A 19,241-nucleotide genomic window follows, 5' to 3' on the forward strand; every position below is an offset into this window, starting at 1 on the left:
TAAGTTAATGCAATTAGATTGTTGAACTTTGTTTTTTTGTAATAATTTCAGCAATTGCAGCGACCACTTCGTCAATCGACATCGGGGTCGTATCAACTAATGTGGCATCCGCTGCTTGCGTTAATGGTGACACTTTACGCGTTGAATCTTTATGGTCGCGCAATTCGATTTCAGCTTGTAGCTGATCCAAGGGCGTGTCGATTCCCTTTTTGATGTTTTCCGCGTACCGGCGTTTGGCCCGCTCAGCGGCAGAAGCCACCAAGAAGATTTTGACTTCGGCATTCGGTAACACGGTCGTCCCGATATCTCGACCATCCATCACGATACCACCGGCCGTTGCCATTTCCCGTTGTTGGTCGGTCAAAATGGTCCGAACTTGTGGCAAAGCGGCAATCGTCGACACGTTGTTCGTGACGTCTGGCTGCCGAATCGCTGACGTAATATCTTCCTGGTTGGCAAAGACCAGCTGGTCCGGTTCGCCAGGTTTGAAACTAATCTTGAGCGTCTTCATCGCCGCGATGACCGCAGTCTCGTCGGTCAAATCCACGTCGTGTTGCATGGCCCAATAAGTGACCGCCCGATACATGGCACCAGTATCGACATAAATATAGCCAAACCGCTTCGCAACGAGTTTGGCTACGGTGCTTTTACCAGCTGAAGCTGGACCGTCGATGGCCACTTGTAGTGCTTGCTTAGCCATTAAACTAACTCCTCACAATCTCAAAAAAATCGTGTATTAACGGACACGTAGCCGTTGTCCCGCTGAAAGCGTCGAGTCAGATGACAACCCGTTAAGTTCTAACAGTTTATCCACTGAAATTCCGGCATTCGTCGCGACTCGGTAGACCCCTTGACCAGCCTCTACCGTAACGTACTTAGTGCCTGAAGATGATTCTGAGGAGCTACTACTGCTACTAGCACTACTTTCGTCAGTACTCGCCGATGATTCGGAGCTGGTGGCTGACTCACTGGCAGCTTTTGAACTGGCCGCCTTCGAACTAGCTAAAGCTAAACTACTGCTTTTAGCAGCGGCTTTTTTAGACGATGCGGCCGCTTTTTTCTTGCTAGCAGCAACTGAAGATTTACTGTCAGCAGCACTGGCCGATGACTTTTTCGAGCTCGAACTAGCAACTTGTTCGGTCTGTTGCGGATTATTAAGCGAATTCTTTTTCACCAAGAAGTAGCCAATTGGTGCCAAAGCGAGCAACAGGATCAAAACGACTAATACCGTCGTTAAAGTCGAGTTACTACTGTCTTGTTTTCGTTTTTGAGTTCGCGATAAATTGCCCGAGTCATCCCGATCGTCTTCAAAAGTTTTGTCCCAAGGCTTGTCAGCTTGGGATTTATCATTATCATTTTTTTGACTCATAGGGTGTTCCTCCTCAAAAAACTTTCAACCAATATTGTAACATAACCCAGAATTGATTTCTTTAAGAATTTGGTAAAAACAATTGGGCTAAGCGCTGCTCCCACGTGACAACTGTCGGACTTATACTGGGTTTCACCGCGGTCAATCCTAGTTCGTCTAGTGGGAGCGGCTCACCTGCTAACTGGCAACAACGGCCCGTATGCGGCGGTTCAGCCTCGTCAAAATAAGCTAACATGACGGCACGATGACAAGTCGTCGTTTGAACATATCGCATCAAGTCGCGTAGCTCGTGTTCCTTGGCCGCCTGACGTGCCGCAAAAATTTCGGCGACCTCGGCCGGCGAAACCGCCTGTTGCCAGTAGGCCTCCAGCACCCGACTGCGATCATCAGTGACCGGTTGGCCAGCCTGATGACGTGCAAAATCTTGTTGGACTTCGTTAGGCGTTGCAGCAGTCAATTCGTTTAAATTCCGAACGAGGTTTTCATCACCAGGTGCATACAGCATCACGGCTAACGCTTGTTGACCATCCCGCCCAGCGCGCCCAATTTCTTGAACATAATCCGCTAAGGTGGTCGGTAAGTGGTAATGAATGACCAACCGAATATCGGCCTTATTGATCCCCATTCCAAAAGCGGATGTCGCACAAATGACATCCAACTGGTCGGCCATAAACTGTTGCTGAATCTTAAAGCGATCCTCTGCCGCTAGTCCCGCATGATAAGCCGCCACGCGCAGTTCGGTCGTTGTCCGCAACCATTCAGCAATCAGATCCGTTTGGCGTTTGGACGTAAAATACACGATTGCTGGCCCCCGACTACTCGTGACGAGGTGCTGGAGTGTCGCGCGTTTATCAACCTCATCATTGACCGCTTCCACGGCCAGATAAATATTAGGTCGATTGACCGAATACAACACTTGTTGCGCATCAGTCGCATTCAGCTGCGTCAAAATATCTTGGCGAACCTGCGGCGTAGCAGTCGCGGTTAACATCAAAGTACGCGGCGTCCCTAACTGTTGGCGAATCGGGCCGAGTCGTCGATAATCCGGGCGGAAATCTGGACCCCAAGTCGAAATACAGTGAGCTTCATCAATCACTAATAACGCAATCGTCAATTTTGCCAAGGCGTCTTGAACCACGGTCTGTTGCAACATTTCCGGCGAAATAAAGAGAAACTTTACTTGGTTCAAATTGGCTAACAACTGTTGGCGCGCACTGAAATCCAGCTGTGAGGTTAAGGCGGCCACCTGCTTTTCACCCTGGTAATTTAAGCGGGCGACTTGGTCTTGCATCAGTGAAATCAGGGGCGACACCACCACGACGATGCCTGGCACCACCGTACCGACCAACTGATAAATCAAGGATTTCCCAGTTCCCGTCGGTAAAACAGCCAGGACATCTTGCCCTGCTAGCAAATCCTGAATAACCGCCAATTGTCCCGGGCGAAACTCATCGAAGCCATATTTAGTTTTTAACAGTTGATACAATTCAGCTTCCGACATGGTGACACCTCATAATTTGAAATAACCGAAATTCAAAGAAGTCCAATTCCGGTAACGCAGCCTGCGCATCTTGAAACGACCAACTGGCAATCTCTGGTTGACCTGCAAAGCACCGCGTTAACGTCTCAATGACCTGAGCATCTAGCACCGTCGTAAACGGAAAACTGGGCAACCAAATAGCGACTTCCAACAAGTGTTCACGGACCGTACTCAATTTCAACTTACGAGCAGTGGCAATTTTGGTCAAGGCGTGTGTCTGCGTAAACGCTTGATAGGTTTGCTGGGCACTTTTGCTGACCGGGCTCGACTGAACGAGCGGCGCTAATAATGGCCACAACGGGTCATCGGGATGGGCTTGTAGCCACCGTACCCACTGACAACTCACATCTGTCCGCATCAAGCCAGTCTCAAGCGGCTGTCGATGCAGCATCATGGCTAACTGGTCATTGGTCCGTCCCGGTGCCTGATACCCCGTCAAACTGTCAACAAACACCGTCGCCAATTCATCGGTCGGGACAATCGTCAAAAAAGCGGTCAACGCCGCATGAACGCGGTCACCCAAATCAGTCGTCGACTGTTGTCGCAACCACCGTTTGACCAGCGCTTGAATGCTGGGATCCGTCGTGGTCGGATAGTAGCGACGCTCATGATGGACCAACTCGGAAGTCACTTGTAGCGCCAGCTGACTAACTTGCTGAAAACGGCGCACATCGACCGTCTGAAATCGGCTGAAGGCTTGTGGCAAGTAGCGGTGTTCCTGAATGGCTACCCACCGCGCCTGTCCTGCCGCAGTCAACTGCCAACTGCCCGCTTCCGGACTAATTAGCAATCTGTTCTCTTCCAGAACCGCAGTCGCCGCCATAAAATCTTCGAGGGGGACCCCGTGCCAGCTATCTAGCAAATCTAAACAGCCCGCGGTCAAACCAGCAAACAACGTTGAAACCGTGCGGCGTCCGCGTAAGACATTGAACATGCCTTTGGCGCGGCGTGGCGTCGTCCCAAATAAGAGCAGCACATAATCCGTAAACACCGTGGCACCTCCTTCCTGAATTAACTAGTCGTTGGTATCTAAGCACAACGACTTTTATGTAGATTCGAATTGAACTTGCCTTGATTACAGTAACACAGCGACTTATTTCAAGCCGAAAAAATTCACTAGATTGATGAGTACACGTTATATTAGTCACACCTTGTGCTAGTTAATTTGTCCTGAATCATGATTAAAACTTGCCATTTGTTTGGCTTACTGTTCGTCTGCCGGCGCGCTCCATATTCCGACTTCCGGGACCGGCTGACAATTGCTGGAACGTAAGCCGACATCGATTTGAACTCACGCAGAAGTTCACTGCGCAATTTCAAATACGAGTCTTATTCTAAGCCGGAAGAAGACCACTTCCAGATAAGAATAATTTGGCTACTGAGCATTGTCCGCCGGCCCCTCCAGTCGGGAAGCCGCTCGAATGGCAGATGAACGACCACCTATCTGGGTACAACTGACCACTGAACGTTAGAAGACAGGTCCTTCGAGCAAACTTAAAATCTATCTTGATGATGCTTGTGGTATTTTAGCACTGAGAAGCTTACCGAATATGATTCACTAATTTCAATGGCAACTAGTGCTGAATTTAGTCGGTAAAATTATCTTTGCGTAGAATTCAAAATTTTGCTATCTCAAACGACCAGTGTAGATTCTGACAAGTTGAGTAAAGTTACTTTTCTGAGACCTTGAAACATGAGTCGAAAAAATTAGTGGTTGTTAGAAACTAGTTCGACAGTTGACTATCAAAATTTCCATGTACCAAGGAATCAACGACTAATTCCACAAAAAGCTAGGTCCGCACATGTCTGCCTTTAGAATAAGATCCCGGCTGGAAGGTATTCGGGGCAAGGCCCAGTGCTTCTTAGAGTGTGAGGTTCAGACGGTTTGGGACAGAGGATTAGCCTAGCTAGAGCGTTAAGCAACGCATTTCCGCTTGGCGTTCTGGCGTAGCTAACCGGAAGTCCCAGTCTGACCCGAACATGTTTCGGCAATATCGCGGGCAACGTGAAAGACCAGTATTTAAGACGTGAACTGTCGGCTTAAATCTGCGTCCACCACGTTACGGCCATTGACCAGAATGCCTGGAAGCCGACCTAGGACGATCCTACCACTGCAAGTTTACGGTAATTCGCACTGTTTCCAGCGGGTCTCAGCTGGTAGCCTTTGAACTTAGAATTGGCACGATTTAATCATCTTTAAAGCTAAATAACAGCTAGCACAACGCAGGCGCATTCACAACATAAATTTGAACGCAGATATCAACTCAATTCAAAAAAACGCAATGCTTTAAGAATAGCACGCTCGGCGGTCAAAAAAAAGCAGTCACCATGCAATTACGCAATTGATGACTGCTCACGTTTTTCACGTGTTATTTTTTAAACGCGACTTGTCAATTGATTATGCGTTCCCAACCACTTTGCTAAGCGGTTGTAGACTAACCAGAAGACGTTGCCGACCAATAAGCCCTTGATCAAGTTGAATGGGACAACGGCCACTAAGACGATCGTATTCAACGACATGCTTAGCTTCATGCCCATCACTTGTAAGTAAAATGGCAGTACGAACGTCAAGTTGGCTAACGATTCAATGACCGTTAGTCCGATCGTCGCGACGCAAATCGCCAGTGGCATCCGCCACTTTGGATTGCCGCGATAATAGCGCAGCACAGCGGCAAAGGCTAAAATCAGAATAGCCGTACCTAAGAAGCTGGCCAACGAACCAATTAAGTTATAAACTGCAAAGCCGACCATGGCTGAGTGCAGTAATAACTTGATGATGGTGATGACAAACGCACCGCCGACGCCGAATAGAAATAGACCAATCAAAATCGGAATATCCGAAAAATCAATCTTCATCCATGGCGCAACCGGCAAAATCGGAAACTCCAGTAACATTAAAATATACGCAATGGCACCGAGTAAGGCTATGCCCACTAGTCGGTGTAACGTTGTATGTTGCATAACGCACCCTCCTATGGGTCATCTTCAATGAACCGCATTACCATTTGTTCAACTAAAAAAATCCGCTCCGATCACACTAACTGTCATCCGGGGCGGACTTACTTGCAACGCTTGGCAAATAAGCTCGATCTTCTTTATACCAGACTTTACTGTCGACTTTGGAATTGCACCAAATCACTATGCACACGCATAGGTCGCGGGTTATTACCGCCGGTCGGGAATTGCACCCTGCCCTGAAGATGAACCAATATTTATTTTTACAAGTTCATTGTAATGGCTTCCGTTCAAAAATGCAAGCGTTATCGTTCACCTTTTAACTTACTAATTTCAATCGGCTTCAATTTACGATATTCGCCGGGTTGTAAACTTTGTAAATCTAGAACCCCATACCGTTCACGTTTCAGCTTTGTCACTGGATGACCGACTGCTGCCAACATTTTCTTTACTTGGTGATTGTGGCCTTCGTGAATCGTCAGCTGAACCAACGCGTTATTTTTCTTGTGATCACTATCTAACAAATTCGACTTAGCAGGCGCAGTCTTGCGACCATCGATTTCGACGCCGAGCCGTAATTGCTTCAAGTCGGCATTAGTCGGGACTCCTTCAACCTTCGCTAAATAAGTCTTTTTGACCTCGTATTTCGGATGGGTCAGCCGATTAGCTAGTGCGCCATCATTGGTCATAATGAGCAAGCCGGAAGTGTCATAGTCCAAACGTCCCACCGGATAGATCCGTTCAGGCACGTCCTCAAAGAAGTCCATGACCGTCTTACGGCCCTTTTCATCGTGAACCGTCGTGACGACGCCCCGCGGCTTGTAAAATAAGTAATACACAAGTTTTTCAGCGTTCAACGGCACACCGTCAACTTCGACGTGGTCATGTGGTTCGACCTTAACGCCCAACGTTGTCACGGTCTTGCCGTTGACTTTCACGTGACCAGAAGTAATCAAGACTTCGGACTTCCGTCGCGACGTAATGCCGGCTTCTGCCATCACTTTTTGTAATCGTTCTGCCATTAGTTTTCCTCACGATTTCCTTTTAGTTTATCCTGAAATGCATTCAAAAATAGATCGGTTTCTGGAGCGGGATGTTCAGCATCACTCAGCGCCGCCAAATCGATGGCAGGTAAATCGTCGAGTGATTTCAAGCCGAAGTAATCCAAAAACAGTTCCGTGGTCCCATATAGAATCGGTCGCCCAGGTTCATTTAACCGCCCCGTCTCAGTCACGAGTTGCCGAAGTACCAGTTTTTGAATCGTCGAGCCACTGTGGACGCCTCGAATCTCATCAATTTCGATTCGAATCAACGGTTGCCGGTACGCGACGATTGCAAGCACTTCTAGCGAGGCCTGTGACAAACTGGTCGTCAGTGGTGCTTCAAAATACCGTTTCAATACTGGGGCAACTGCGGCCTTAGTCGCCAGCCGATACGTGTTCTCCGTCGATAAAATCATCAACGCACTGTCCTCGTCTTGCTCATAGCGAGTCGCAAGTTCCGTTAGCATCGTGGTGATTGCAGGCTTGGCAAACCCCGTTGCGTGTTCGATTTCAGCCACGGTAATGCCCTCATCCCCAGCAACAAATAATAATCCTTCAATCTGTTCAATGTTCGTCATGCTGTTCATCCTGTCGTAAATATAAATGGATCGGGGTCAGCGGTGCCGCTTGCTGGAGCGACACTTGATCCTGCTTGGTTAATTCTAACACAGCCATAAAGGTTGTCACTAACATTTCATCACTTGCACTGACTGTAAACAAGTCTGCAAAATCCATGCCGTGCGGTTGTTGCTGCAGCTGGGTGGTAATTTGCACCATCCGTTCATCGATGTTAACCGTCTCGGCGACGACCGTCTTGGTGAGTGGCCGCACACGTCGCCGTTTTGCCACTAATTGACGAAAGGCGGCTTGCAAATCGTCCAACGTGATGCCCGCGGTCAACTTAGGCGCACTTAAATCAGCAGGCACTAACATGGCTTCGCGTGTGAAATGTTGATGCCGTTCCTGTTCCTTGGTCCGCAATTCTCCAGCGGCTTCTTGATAGACCTTGTAGGCCAACAATTCAGCCACCAGCGAATCACGGGGGTCAGTGTCATCTTCTAAATCCTCGTCATCTTCTGGCTCCGGTTGCGGTAGCAGGAAGCGACTTTTAATGGTCATCAAGGTTGCAGCCATCACTAAATAATCACCAGCAATATCGAGTTTCAGCGCTCGCATGGAATGCAGATAATCTAAGTATTGTTGGGTGATGGCCGCAATCGGGATATCATAAATATCCATCTTATTTTGCCGAATCAGATGCAATAATAAATCCAGCGGTCCCTCAAATTCCGAAATCTTAATGGTGATTGGTTGTTGTTCGTCTGTCACGATTACGCTCCCACGCACCCACAATTGGTGCCATTTCTAAAGTTCCCATCACGCGCTGATCCGGGTACAATGCGGCCAATTCATCCAACATCTGATATTGATTGGCCGCCGTTCGTTCTTCTGGTGACAAAGAGTCGTGGTGCAATAAAATAAAATCAGTGCCAACTTCAATGCCCATGATGCCGCAGAAGTCACCGTCGCCTTGCCGCCATAATAGTAATTGGTGGTCATCAGTGGACTGGTACCACTGCATTTCCGTCTGCAAGTGGGCGATGTCTTTAAAGTCAGGAATAAACGACAATAAGCCCATCGCGACCTTCTCGTAATCCTTACGGTATTTTACCAGCACGGTTCCTTCCTCCTTTACTCGTCTGACTGACGCACGGGACACTAGGCCCGCGGATGATACTTATTATAAACTTCAGCCAGACGTTTTTTCGTAATATGCGTATAAATTTGAGTCGTCGAAATATCGGCATGCCCGAGTAATTCCTGTACGACTCGTAAATCGGCCCCATTCTCCAAAATGTGAGTCGCAAACGAATGCCGCAATGTATGTGGCGTCACGTTTTTCTCAATACCCGCCGCTTTGACTTCGGCTTTTAAATTCTTCCAGACACCCTGCCGGCTCAATTTACCGCCGTGATTGTTAATAAACAAATATGAGTTACGACGTTTCGGTGAGGCCAGCTTCGGTCGAGCAGTCTTCAAATACCGGTCGATAAAGTCGATGGCAACGTCACCAATCGGAATGATTCGTTCTTTGTCACCCTTACCAATCGTTTGGATCAAGCCCAAGTCTAGGTGCAAGTCGTCCATCGTCAAACTGATCGTCTCGCTCACCCGTAAGCCGGTCGCATACATAACTTCCAATAAAGTCCGGTCCCGCAGTCCGAGTGGCGTATCCAGCTTAGGCACTGCCAGCAGTCGTTCGACCTCGTGTGGTGATAAGACTTGCGGCAAATGTTGGGCCCGTTTGGGGGTATCGACTTTGAGCATCGGATCACTGTCGATGACGTGCATCTGGGCTAAATATTGAAAAAACTTCCGTAAACTAGAAACACTGTGAATGATCGTATTACGGGACTTGCCCGCTTCATCTAAATACTGCAAATAATTCAAGAGCACGTACCGATCAACCGCCCGGTAGTCCGTCATTTTCTGAGTCGCTAAGTATTGGTTGAACGCAGTCAAATCTTGCGAATAACTCTTGATCGTATTCTCGACTAACCCGCGCTCAACACGCAAAAAATGCAGGTAATCAGCAAGCTGGTCCTGCATTTTTTGATCAATCGTCGGCTTGCTCATCCGATGTTTCAACCAACTTGATTTCACCTGGTTGTTGGCTAATCAAGCGTTGCTTCAGTAAATTCCCGACGGCCCGTTTAAATTGCGACTTGCTGATACCAAAATAATTGCGAATGTCGTTCGGATCACTCTTATCCCAAAATGGTAACGTGTGATCCGCTTGATGTTGCAATGCAGCCAGCAACATTTGGGCATCGTCACCAATTTCTTCGTAGCCACGGGGCTTCAAAGATAGATTCAATTCACCATCGCGTAAGAAGCCAATCACCCGCACCTTGACGTGCTGCCCCATTCGTGGTTCCTGTTCACGTTCAGAAGGATGAATGAACCCGAGATGATTGTCATCGGTAATGACGGAAGTCCCAGCCATTTTCAAGCGAAAGACCGTTGCCATCGTATCCGTATTCTTCATTTGTGCCCGGTCATACGGCTTTGAAATTGCTTCAAAGTCCGTTAATTCAGCTAAAGTTGCCCATAAGCGTTGTTTATTGTCCCGCGCTAACTTAACGTATAGCCGGTCATCTTTTTTGGGCCATAACCGACTGATGGTTGGTAGTTCATCCAGTGAGACAACTAGGTCCTTATTAGGCAAGCCAACATCGACAAACACCCCTAAATCATGGCGTGTCCGTACGACCGTCCCCCAGACAAAGTGGTCAAACGAAATCTCTGGGACCAGCCGGGTCATTTGCAGGTGATGGTCCTCATTCTCATAAACAAAGCCTTCATACAACCCACCGATATGCAGCGGCTTTTCAGGTTCAGTCTTGTCGACCATCAATGTTTGGCCATCGACCTGCACGAAATACGCATCGTCATTTTCATCCGTTACCTTAGCAGTAACGACCGTTCCAATAATACTCTCCATGTGATAACTCCTCTGAGCGACTGACATGTGTCGCCGCCCGTCTTCTTGATTTTACTGTAAGCTTAAATGTAAGACTTGAATAATACAATAAGTGATGCCGGCAGCGATAATCGGGCCAGCGGCGACCCCTTTAAGTAATACGACACCCATGATGGTCCCAAAGACCAAGGCCACGGTAATTTCTGGCGTAGCTGACAACAGTCCAACACCATGAAATGACAGCACCGAGACCAAGACCCCACAAGCCACGGCAATCCAACCGACTGGTGACTTGAAGGCGTGCCATAAATCACGAAATCCAATCTGCCCGGTCGCAATTGGGATCAGGATGGCAACCGTAATCACCGTCACACCCCAATTGATGCCTTTTTGGCCAATGGTCGTCAATATTTTGTTCGTATTAGGGATCAACTTAATCAGTAGCACAACCACAGTGGCAATCTGCAAGGATTGATTCTTACCAAACCATGCGACTACTAAGATTGCGAGTAAAAATAACCAGCTTTCCATACGACACCTCACGTGTTATTAATTGTAACTGAAAATGGGTTGAATTACGAGTGTTGTTAGCGTTGACAGCCTAAATTTACGCTTAATCTGTGGGCTCTCGCCGATTTTAGCCGACGCTTCAAGTTCATCCTATGGAAGACATGAATCAGCTTCTACGCGTTCTGCTCGTTAATTTTGCCATGAATTATGATTAAATCATGCCGGTTAGTTCGGATTACTGTTCGTCAGCATTGTTCGTCCTAATCCGACTTCCGGGGCCGGCTGACAATTGCTGGAGCGTAGCCGACATCGATTTGAATTCACGCAGAAACCCACTGCGCAATTTCAAATACGAGTCTTATTCTAAGCCGGAAGCAACCCACTTCCGACTAAGAATAATTTGGCTACTGAGCATTGTCAACCAGCCCCTCCAGTCGGGAAGCCGCTCGAATGGCAGATGAACAGCCACCTATCTGGGTACAATTGACCACCGAATATTGGTAACTGGTCCTTCAGGCGAACTTTTAATTTGGAACCGTTGATGCTTGAGGAGATTTGAGTGCTGAGAACATCACTCAAACAGCGTTCACTATTCTCAATGCCACCAATTTCAGCGGACACGGATCTTGAATTTAGTCGTTAAAATGATTTTCGTTAGAATTCCAGATTTTGCTATCTCAGTCGCCTAGAGAAAATTCTGACAAATTTAATGAAGCTACTCGTCAGAAGCCTTAAAGCATGGATAAAAGATATAGCGATTGTTTGAAACCAGTCTGACAGTTAATACCAAAATGACCGTGCGACAAGGAACCAACGACTAATACAACAAAAAGTTGAGTCCGCAAATGTCCGCCTTTCGAACAGCATCCCGGCTGGAAGGTATTCTGGGCAAGGCCCAGTGGTGAAATTTCACTTAGCAAGCGTTTTTGGCTTGGTTAGTGAAAGACCAGTATTTAAGACGTGGGTTGTCGGCTTAAATCTGTGTCCACCACGTTACGGCCATTGCACAGAATGCCTGGAAGCCGGTGTAGGACGACGCCACGACTGCAAGTTTACGCTAACTCGCACTGTTTCCAGCGGTTCCCAGCTGGCCGACTTTGAACTTAGAAAACAGCATGATTCAATCATAATTCCTGACAAATTAACTAGCCTAATGCGTCCCTTATGTATATAAAAAGCCGTCGCATTGCGACGACTTTTCAGTATCAAATTAAATTTGATCTTAAAGCGTGTTGGAAGCACCGCGGTAAACAAGGCCACGACGTGAGTCAACGGTGATCAATTGACCATCGGAGATAACTGACGTTGCATCCTTAACACCAACGATAACTGGAATCCCCATTGAGATACCAACAACGGCAGCGTGTGAAGTTAAACCACCATTTTCAACAACTAAAGCACTTGACTTTTCGATTGCTGGTAAGTAGTCTTTGTCAGTCGTCTTAGTAACTAAGACGCCGCCTTCAACAGCCTTGTCGATAGCTTCTTGAGCAGACGTTGCGATTACGGCTTTACCGATAACCGTTTCGTCACCGACACCTTGACCATCAGCTAACTTAGAACCAATTAATTGGATCTTCATGATGTTAGTCGTCCCGCGTTCGCCAACTGGAACACCGGCAGTGATCAAGATTAAGTCACCTTCCTTGGCAAAGCCAAGTTCAACGGCCTTAGAAGCAGCTAAATCAAACATGTCATCAGTGGTTTCTGGTTTGTCAGCCACGATTGGTTGAACACCCCAGTTAACCATTAAGCCACGTTGAGTCCGTTCGTCAAAAGTGATTGCTAAGATATCAGCATTTGGACGGTACTTCGAAATCATCTTAGCAGTGTAGCCAGATTCAGTCGCAGCAACAATCGTCTTGATGTTCAAGTTCTTAGCAGCACGGGCAATCGCAATACCGATTGTTTCCGTAACACTAGTCTTGTCGAAACGGTTTAATTGTAATGAGCCGTTTTCAGCTAAAGTGTTTTCAGCCTTTTCGTCGATCTTAGCCATCATGGCAACTGATTCAACAGGGTAAAGACCGTTAGCACTTTCACCAGAAAGCATCGTTGCGTCAGTACCGTCAAAGACAGCGTTGGCAACGTCAGAAGCTTCGGCACGAGTAGGACGTGGGTTTTCTTGCATTGAGTCTAACATTTGAGTAGCCGTGATAACAGGCATACCTAAAGCATTGCACTTCTTGATTAAACTCTTTTGTACCAATGGCACATTTTCAGCAGGAATTTCAACACCCATGTCACCACGAGCAACCATCAACCCATCACAAACCTTAAGAATTTCATCGGCGTTGTCGATACCTTCTTGTGATTCGATCTTAGGGAAGATTTGAACGTGTTCCATGTGCTTTTCTTCAAGTAATTCACGGATGTCTAAGACATCTTGTGGCTTACGTACGAATGAAGCAGCAATGTAGTTGATTTCGTGATCCAAACCAAAGCGAATATCGCTTGAGTCCTTTTCAGTAATCCCAGGTAAGTTGATTGAAACGCCAGGAGCGTTAACACCCTTACGTGAGCCTAAGACACCGGCGTTTTGAACAGTTGTAACCAATTCGCGGTTAGCTTCGTCCTTTTCGTCGATCTTCATGTCTAATAAACCATCATCAAAGAGGACATGGCCACCTACATGAACATCATCATAGAGGTTCTTGTAAGTAACGGCAATCTTATCATGGGTCGTATCTAATGATTCGTCCATGCTGATACGAACCTTGTCACCGATCTTGTATTCAGATTTTCCGTTAGCTTGAACGGTCGTCCGAATTTCAGCACCCTTAGTATCAAGCATGATACCAACGGTCTTACCCGTAATCTTTTCTGCTTCGTGAACTTTGTTTAAGCGATCCAAATGTTCTTCGTGGTCACCATGTGAAAAGTTGAAACGGAAAATATTTGCGCCGGCTTCGATCAATTTAACAATAGTGTCAGTATCGGTGCTGGCAGGACCAAGTGTTGAAACAATCTTGGTTTTTTTCATAAGAAAAATCTCTCCCTTGAAAGTTTTTATAAAAAGACATTAACGTCATTTTTATCAGATTAAAATAAGAATAAGTGTCGCAGAATTACTTGAATGAGATTTCTTCATTCAGCTTATCTAATGACACTTCAACGTCGTGCTTAGATTCAAATAAATCTAAGATGTTGTGGTTAACTAATTGGTTGTTTTGAATCCCAACCGCTAAGCCACCCTTACCGGCAAGTAAGAGTTCCACAGCGTACGCACCCATCTTGCTGGCCATCACACGGTCTTTAGCAGTTGGGTTACCACCACGTTGCATATGCGCAATGGTGTTGCCACGAGCATCAAAGTCACCATATTCAGATAACTTCTCAACAAATTCCTGGGCACCCATAACGCCTTCAGCTAACACGATCAAGTTACTCCGATGACCATTGGCCCGGTTATGCTTAATCTTGTTGGCAATGGCTTCCATGCTCCAGTCAACTTCTGGAACGACAATTGCAGTCGCGCCAATTGAAACACCAGACCATAAGGCAACGTCACCAGCGCCACGGCCCATAACTTCCACAACGAAAGTCCGGTCATGACTGTGCGCCGTATCATAAATCCGGTCAAGAGCTTGCACGTTTGTATTGACAGCCGTGTCAAAACCAATCGTGAAGTCCGTGTAAGGAATATCGTTGTCGATAGTCCCTGGAAGACCAATCGTATTGTAGCCATGTTCTGTCAGGCGCAAGGCACCGTGATAAGAACCGTCGCCACCGATAACAACTAAAGCATCAATACCAAACCGCTTTAATTGTTCGATCCCCTTTAATTGACCTTCTTCATGGGCAAATTCTGGGTAACGTGCGGAGTATAACAAGGTTCCGCCGCGTTGAATGACACCATCTAAGTCGGCTGCTTCTATTTTGTGAATGTCACCGGCAACTAATCCAGCAAAGCCGTAATTGATGCCGTATGCTTCCAACCCTTCTGCCATTGCTTTACCAGCAACTGCACGAACGGCCGCATTCATACCAGGAGCGTCGCCGCCACTGGTTAAAATACCAATGCGTTTCATTTTTTCACCTCAGGCAATAAATTGAGTTCGTAACTCCATAAGTGATTCTAACACTTTTCATGTGGATTGTCTGTTATTTTCGCAAATTAAATTCGTTAAAAAACGCTGTCGTATCAAGGGATAGCGTTCTTCATGACGACATTATCGCGACCTAATAACGTTGTAAGCGCTGCAACCAAATCTGGATTTTCAGCCACCCAATACTGTGAATTTAGTTCAACTGTTCGGTGGGCAGCTGCGGAATAGATCAAAACCGGATTAGGTCCATGAAATTGACTTAAGATTTTTAAAATTTCTTTCTGAGTCCCGGCATCCGCCTGGTCTGGTTGCAACCGTAAAAAGAGTTGCCCGGCTGGTTTTGGTACCTGGTCCGCTAATTGCCAAGTGTTGACGATCACTTGCAAATCGCGCTGTTGCTCCACCTTTCCGCCAATCAAAGCAATCGCTTCTGGCTGCAATTCCGACTGGATGCGTTGAAAAGTATTCGGAAAAATCGTCAAATTGATTTCGCCTGACAGGTCACTGCCAGTGGCAAACGCCATCGGTTGACCCCGCTTGGTTCGAATCGTCCGCACCTTGGTAATATACACCAATATTTGTGCCGGTTGTTCATTTGTGAGCGTGCTGACTAATTGGGTATGACGTTGCCGTGCGAGCCAGTCGTAAGCTTCGACTGGATGGCCAGAAACGTAGACGCCCAGGGTCGCCGCTTCCTTCTCCAAGCGCTCACGTAACGGCAATTCAGGTTGCTTTTTGATTTTTGGTGCTAATGATTCAAATAAGCTCATGCTATCACCGGCCAATTCGGCACTCGACATAAGTTCGGGCACACTCGTCAGTAATTCCGCACGATTAAGGCCGAACCGGTCAAAAGCACCAGCATAGATCAGAGCATTCATTAAATCGTTTTTGAGCCACTTGGCATCGATCCGCTGCATGAACTGTTGTAGATTTTTGAACGGCCCGTTGGCTTTACGCTCATCCAGCACACTCGCAATAAAGTCACGACGCAGGCCCTTAATTGAGCTCAACCCAAAGACGATGGCTTGCCCGTTCCAGTCAAAATACTGCCCGCTGCGGTTAATATCAGGTGGCACAATGCCCACTTGGTGTTGACGAGCCTCGGCCAGGTACTGCTTTAGCTTAGTACCATTACCCAAGACTGAGTTCATCAAGGACGTAAAGAAGGCCCCTGGATAATGGACTTTCAGGTAGGCCAATTCGAACGCCATTTTGCTATAGGCAACCGCGTGGGACCGGTTAAATCCGTAATTCGCAAACTGTTCGATATATTGATAAACCTGGACCGCGACGTCGGTTGAATAGCCCTTCTGCGTTGTCCCAGCAATAAACTGTTCTCGCATCTTATCGATGACTGCCCGTTTTTTCTTACTCATTGCGCGCCGCAATAAATCGGCTTCGCCTAAGCTAAAGCCCCCCATCACGGCGGCAACCTGCATAACTTGTTCTTGGTAGACTAAAATGCCATAAGTCGGCCCGAGAATTGGCGCCAGCTGCTCAGCTGGATACGTGACCGGCTCTTGCCCCTGCTTACGAGCGATAAACCGGTCAATGTTTTCCATCGGTCCCGGACGGTACAACGCATTGACCGCCGCCACTAACTCGAAGTTATCCGGATGCAACCGCCGCAGCACGTTGCGGATCCCCGCCGATTCAAATTGGAACACGCCGGTCGTATCGCCCGCTTGAAACAGTTTGAGCGTCGCGGGGTCGTTCAGGTCAATCTTGGTGATCGCGAACGGTTGGCCAGTCTGACGTTGCACATAATGTAGCGCACTCGCCATTAATGACAAATTCCGTAATCCCAAGAAATCCATTTTTAACAGGCCGACTGCTTCAACCGTATCCTTAGTATACTGAGTCATCATCATGGTCTCACCACCGGCCTGTAACGGTACGATCTCAATTAGTGGCTTTTGACTCAGCACGACGCCGGCCGCATGGGTCGAGTAATGCCGTGGGAGTCCTTCGATTCGCCGCGCCGTTTCAAAGAGCAAGCGATTTTTGCTGGAATCAGCCACTAGATTTTGTAACCGCTGAGAGCCCTGGTAGGCTTGCTGCAACGTGATGTGCAACTGGTTCGGAATCGCCGCGCTCCAATCGCTCATTTCAAAGGTCGACAGTCCGAAGACCCGACCGACGTCACGCAAGGCTTGTTTGGCCGCTAACGTTCCGAACGTAATAATTTGTGCGACCCGGTCGTGCCCGTATTTCTGATGCACATATTCCAATACTTGCTCACGACGATTGTCCGGAATATCCAAGTCAATGTCGGGCATGTTAGCACGTTTGGCATTCAAAAAACGTTCAAATAACAGGTCATATTGCAAGGGATCGACATCCGTGATCTTCAACACGTAGGCCACTAACGACCCTGCCGCCGAACCCCGCCCAGGACCTGTGGTAATATCGGCCTCATGGGCATAATTCATGACGTCCCACACGATCAGAAAGTAGTCATCAAACCCCATCTGGTCGATGACTTTCAGTTCTCGTTCCAAGCGTTCTTGATACACTTGAGTATCCACCGCAGTCGTCATCGCAGCTAACCGCTGTTGTAACCCGGCCGTACATAATTCACGCAAATAAACATTGGCTGCCTGCCCATCTGGCGTTGGAAACGTCGGTAATTGAGGTGCCTGAAATTGTAATTCAACCTGACACTGTGCCGCAATCTGACTGGTGGCTTCAACGGCGGCCGTTAAGCCCAATCGTTCATAGTCGGCTGCGACTCTTGCGCCTGGTCGAAGGTAATCCTTACCGTCAAGTCCCTGCAAGGTCTCCGGCTTTTCAATCTGTTGGCCACGGTCAATCGCTTGGAGCACTGTCACTGCAAAATAATCAGTTGTTTTTACGTAATTGACGGGGTCCAACGCAACAATCGGCAAGTTTTGCTGCTGGGCAAATTCAGCCATCGTTGTCCGTAAAACTGGCGCCTGATCTAAAGACACGCCTAAATAGAGACTGCCCGCATCAACGTGTTCGCGCACCGTCGTCACCCAATCAGCCGCCTGCTGTGCCGCATTTTGAAATAAGAGCGTTGCGATTTCGCTGTTCTTAGCCGGCGTTAAGACCATTAAGTGGTGTAAATAAGGCAAAACTGCCGTCAACGCGAGGGTCTCCGTGTTGGCCGTCTGTTTCATGGTCGAGAGTTGCATCAAGTTCTGATAGCCAGCCTGGTCCTTAGCTAGAACCACCAAGCTAAACGGCTGGTCGGTCAATTGTAGGCCGGTTAGATTTAAGGTAATGCCCAAGATGGGGGTAATTTCCGCCTGTCGACAAGCGTTGTAAAAGTCAACGATTCCGTACATTACGTCGATATCGGTCAACGCTAGTGCCGGATAGCCCTGTTGCTTAGCGGTCTGCACTAATTCGGAGATGGTACTGGTACTTTGCAATAAACTGAACGTGCTCAGGACTTGCAACGGAATATATTGTGCCATTTTGCTGCGCCACTCCCTTCTTAATTTTGATTAAATAAAATCATGTGGGTTAAATAAACGATTCAGGTTAAGCATATCAGCTGACTGACGCGTTTCGCACGCATCAATATTACGCGGTTATTAAACTATCGGCTAACACCGTACTTGCCGGTCCTAGCCCACCTGATTGTTGGTCAATTAACATTATACCAAACAGTTGTTCTAAGCGGCAGTCAAAGGATTTAAAACCATGACTTTTGCGTCAAAAGCACTATCAGCTGCAAGCCAACATGTCCGCCGTAATTAAGATAAGGCTAACTGTCGTGCGTGATTACAGTATGTCCTGATGGCCGCATTCGTGTTTTTTCACCTCAAAGAACCAGTCACAATAACAAATGCGACCTGGCCTAAATCAATCATTTGAGGGCGTCATTATTCAGCAAATACCGACCCAACCTATTTTCCCTCGCGAAACCCGTTAACGTCCAATTGCTTTTTCCCGCCGGTGTGTTAAAATAATTCTCATTGGGAGGTGTCGGAAAATGATGAGACAACTAACGATTATTTTTTGGAGCGTGCTCTTCGGTGAAGTCATCGGTTATATTGGTGGCGCCTTGGAACAATTATCCTATAATCATGGTGAAATTGGCATCGTTGCCGCAGTCTTTGCGTTAATCGTTGTCAACAGCATCACCTACATTACTAATCATTCCCAACCCGCTAAAGGTTCAGAAAATAAGTAATCAAAAATTAACAAGCGGCTTGGATTATCAATGATCCGTGTCGTATACAAATAGGACGGAAAACCAAATTTTGGTTTTCCGTCCTATTTGCTTTGTTTCAAGTTGATTGTTAAAAGCGAGTTG

General features: G+C 47.3%; 16 protein-coding genes and 1 riboswitch. Of the genes, 1 reads left to right on the forward strand and 15 read right to left on the reverse strand.

Going from position 1 to position 19,241, the window contains the following annotated elements:
- Positions 1 to 13: 13 nt before the first annotated feature.
- From cmk to dnaE, 15 genes are all read right to left on the reverse strand, one after another.
- Positions 14 to 700, reverse strand: coding sequence for a (d)CMP kinase (gene cmk, locus KGF70_RS06120; RefSeq protein ID WP_050338590.1), 687 nt, complete (start codon positions 698 to 700; stop codon positions 14 to 16).
- A gap of 36 nt (positions 701 to 736) precedes the next feature.
- The gene (locus tag KGF70_RS06125; RefSeq protein ID WP_216767794.1) at positions 737 to 1,369 is read right to left on the reverse strand and encodes a LysM domain-containing protein; all 633 of its coding nucleotides are present in this window, start codon (positions 1,367 to 1,369) and stop codon (positions 737 to 739) included.
- Positions 1,370 to 1,430: 61 nt separating this feature from the next.
- The gene (locus KGF70_RS06130) at positions 1,431 to 2,870 is read right to left on the reverse strand and encodes an ATP-dependent DNA helicase RecQ (RefSeq protein ID WP_216767795.1); all 1,440 of its coding nucleotides are present in this window, start codon (positions 2,868 to 2,870) and stop codon (positions 1,431 to 1,433) included.
- Positions 2,857 to 3,900 carry a helix-turn-helix domain-containing protein gene (locus KGF70_RS06135; RefSeq protein WP_216767796.1) on the reverse strand — a complete coding sequence of 348 codons (1,044 nt, stop codon included), beginning with the start codon at positions 3,898 to 3,900 and terminating at the stop codon, positions 2,857 to 2,859. Before KGF70_RS06135 ends, KGF70_RS06130 begins: the two co-directional genes overlap by 14 nt.
- Before the next feature lie 1,385 nt (positions 3,901 to 5,285).
- Entirely contained in the window at positions 5,286 to 5,870 is a 585-nt protein-coding gene (locus KGF70_RS06140; RefSeq protein ID WP_216767797.1) for an ECF transporter S component, read from the reverse strand.
- A gap of 123 nt (positions 5,871 to 5,993) precedes the next feature.
- Positions 5,994 to 6,115: riboswitch (FMN riboswitch) on the reverse strand.
- A gap of 54 nt (positions 6,116 to 6,169) precedes the next feature.
- The gene (locus KGF70_RS06145) at positions 6,170 to 6,886 is read right to left on the reverse strand and encodes a pseudouridine synthase (protein ID WP_216767798.1); all 717 of its coding nucleotides are present in this window, start codon (positions 6,884 to 6,886) and stop codon (positions 6,170 to 6,172) included.
- Positions 6,886 to 7,485: an SMC-Scp complex subunit ScpB gene (gene scpB, locus KGF70_RS06150; RefSeq protein WP_216786420.1), complete on the reverse strand. Its 600-nt coding sequence runs from the start codon at positions 7,483 to 7,485 to the stop codon at positions 6,886 to 6,888. Before scpB ends, KGF70_RS06145 begins: the two co-directional genes overlap by 1 nt.
- Complete coding sequence (locus KGF70_RS06155) at positions 7,472 to 8,239, reverse strand: ScpA family protein (RefSeq protein ID WP_082230249.1); 768 nt, start codon at positions 8,237 to 8,239, stop codon at positions 7,472 to 7,474. The genes scpB and KGF70_RS06155 overlap by 14 nt, the downstream gene beginning before the upstream one ends.
- Positions 8,205 to 8,585, reverse strand: a complete 381-nt coding sequence (locus tag KGF70_RS06160; RefSeq protein ID WP_003638856.1) for a hypothetical protein — start codon at positions 8,583 to 8,585, stop codon at positions 8,205 to 8,207. Before KGF70_RS06160 ends, KGF70_RS06155 begins: the two co-directional genes overlap by 35 nt.
- 41 nt (positions 8,586 to 8,626) lie before the next feature.
- Positions 8,627 to 9,517, reverse strand: coding sequence for a site-specific tyrosine recombinase XerD (gene xerD, locus KGF70_RS06165; RefSeq protein ID WP_216767817.1), 891 nt, complete (start codon positions 9,515 to 9,517; stop codon positions 8,627 to 8,629).
- A 7-nt stretch (positions 9,518 to 9,524) separates the two neighbouring features.
- On the reverse strand, positions 9,525 to 10,412 hold the full coding sequence (locus KGF70_RS06170) for a S1 RNA-binding domain-containing protein (RefSeq protein WP_050338584.1): 888 nt from the start codon (positions 10,410 to 10,412) through the stop codon (positions 9,525 to 9,527).
- A gap of 51 nt (positions 10,413 to 10,463) precedes the next feature.
- Complete coding sequence (locus KGF70_RS06175) at positions 10,464 to 10,922, reverse strand: DUF441 domain-containing protein (RefSeq protein ID WP_021336629.1); 459 nt, start codon at positions 10,920 to 10,922, stop codon at positions 10,464 to 10,466.
- Positions 10,923 to 12,123: 1,201 nt separating this feature from the next.
- On the reverse strand, positions 12,124 to 13,884 hold the full coding sequence (gene pyk / locus KGF70_RS06180; protein WP_216767800.1) for a pyruvate kinase: 1,761 nt from the start codon (positions 13,882 to 13,884) through the stop codon (positions 12,124 to 12,126).
- Positions 13,885 to 13,969: 85 nt separating this feature from the next.
- A complete protein-coding gene (gene pfkA / locus KGF70_RS06185; protein WP_021336630.1) occupies positions 13,970 to 14,932 on the reverse strand; it encodes a 6-phosphofructokinase in 963 nt (320 codons plus the stop codon).
- Between the two features lie 113 nt (positions 14,933 to 15,045).
- Entirely contained in the window at positions 15,046 to 18,396 is a 3,351-nt protein-coding gene (dnaE, locus tag KGF70_RS06190; protein ID WP_216767801.1) for a DNA polymerase III subunit alpha, read from the reverse strand.
- Between the two features lie 521 nt (positions 18,397 to 18,917).
- Between dnaE and KGF70_RS06195 the strand changes: the two genes are divergently transcribed.
- Positions 18,918 to 19,118, forward strand: a complete 201-nt coding sequence (locus KGF70_RS06195; RefSeq protein WP_216767802.1) for a YjzD family protein — start codon at positions 18,918 to 18,920, stop codon at positions 19,116 to 19,118.
- The last annotated feature ends 123 nt before the right edge of the window (positions 19,119 to 19,241 follow it).

It is taken from the genome of Lactiplantibacillus sp. 7.2.4 (genome assembly GCF_018991185.1).
Lineage (GTDB): Bacteria > Bacillota > Bacilli > Lactobacillales > Lactobacillaceae > Lactiplantibacillus > Lactiplantibacillus pentosus.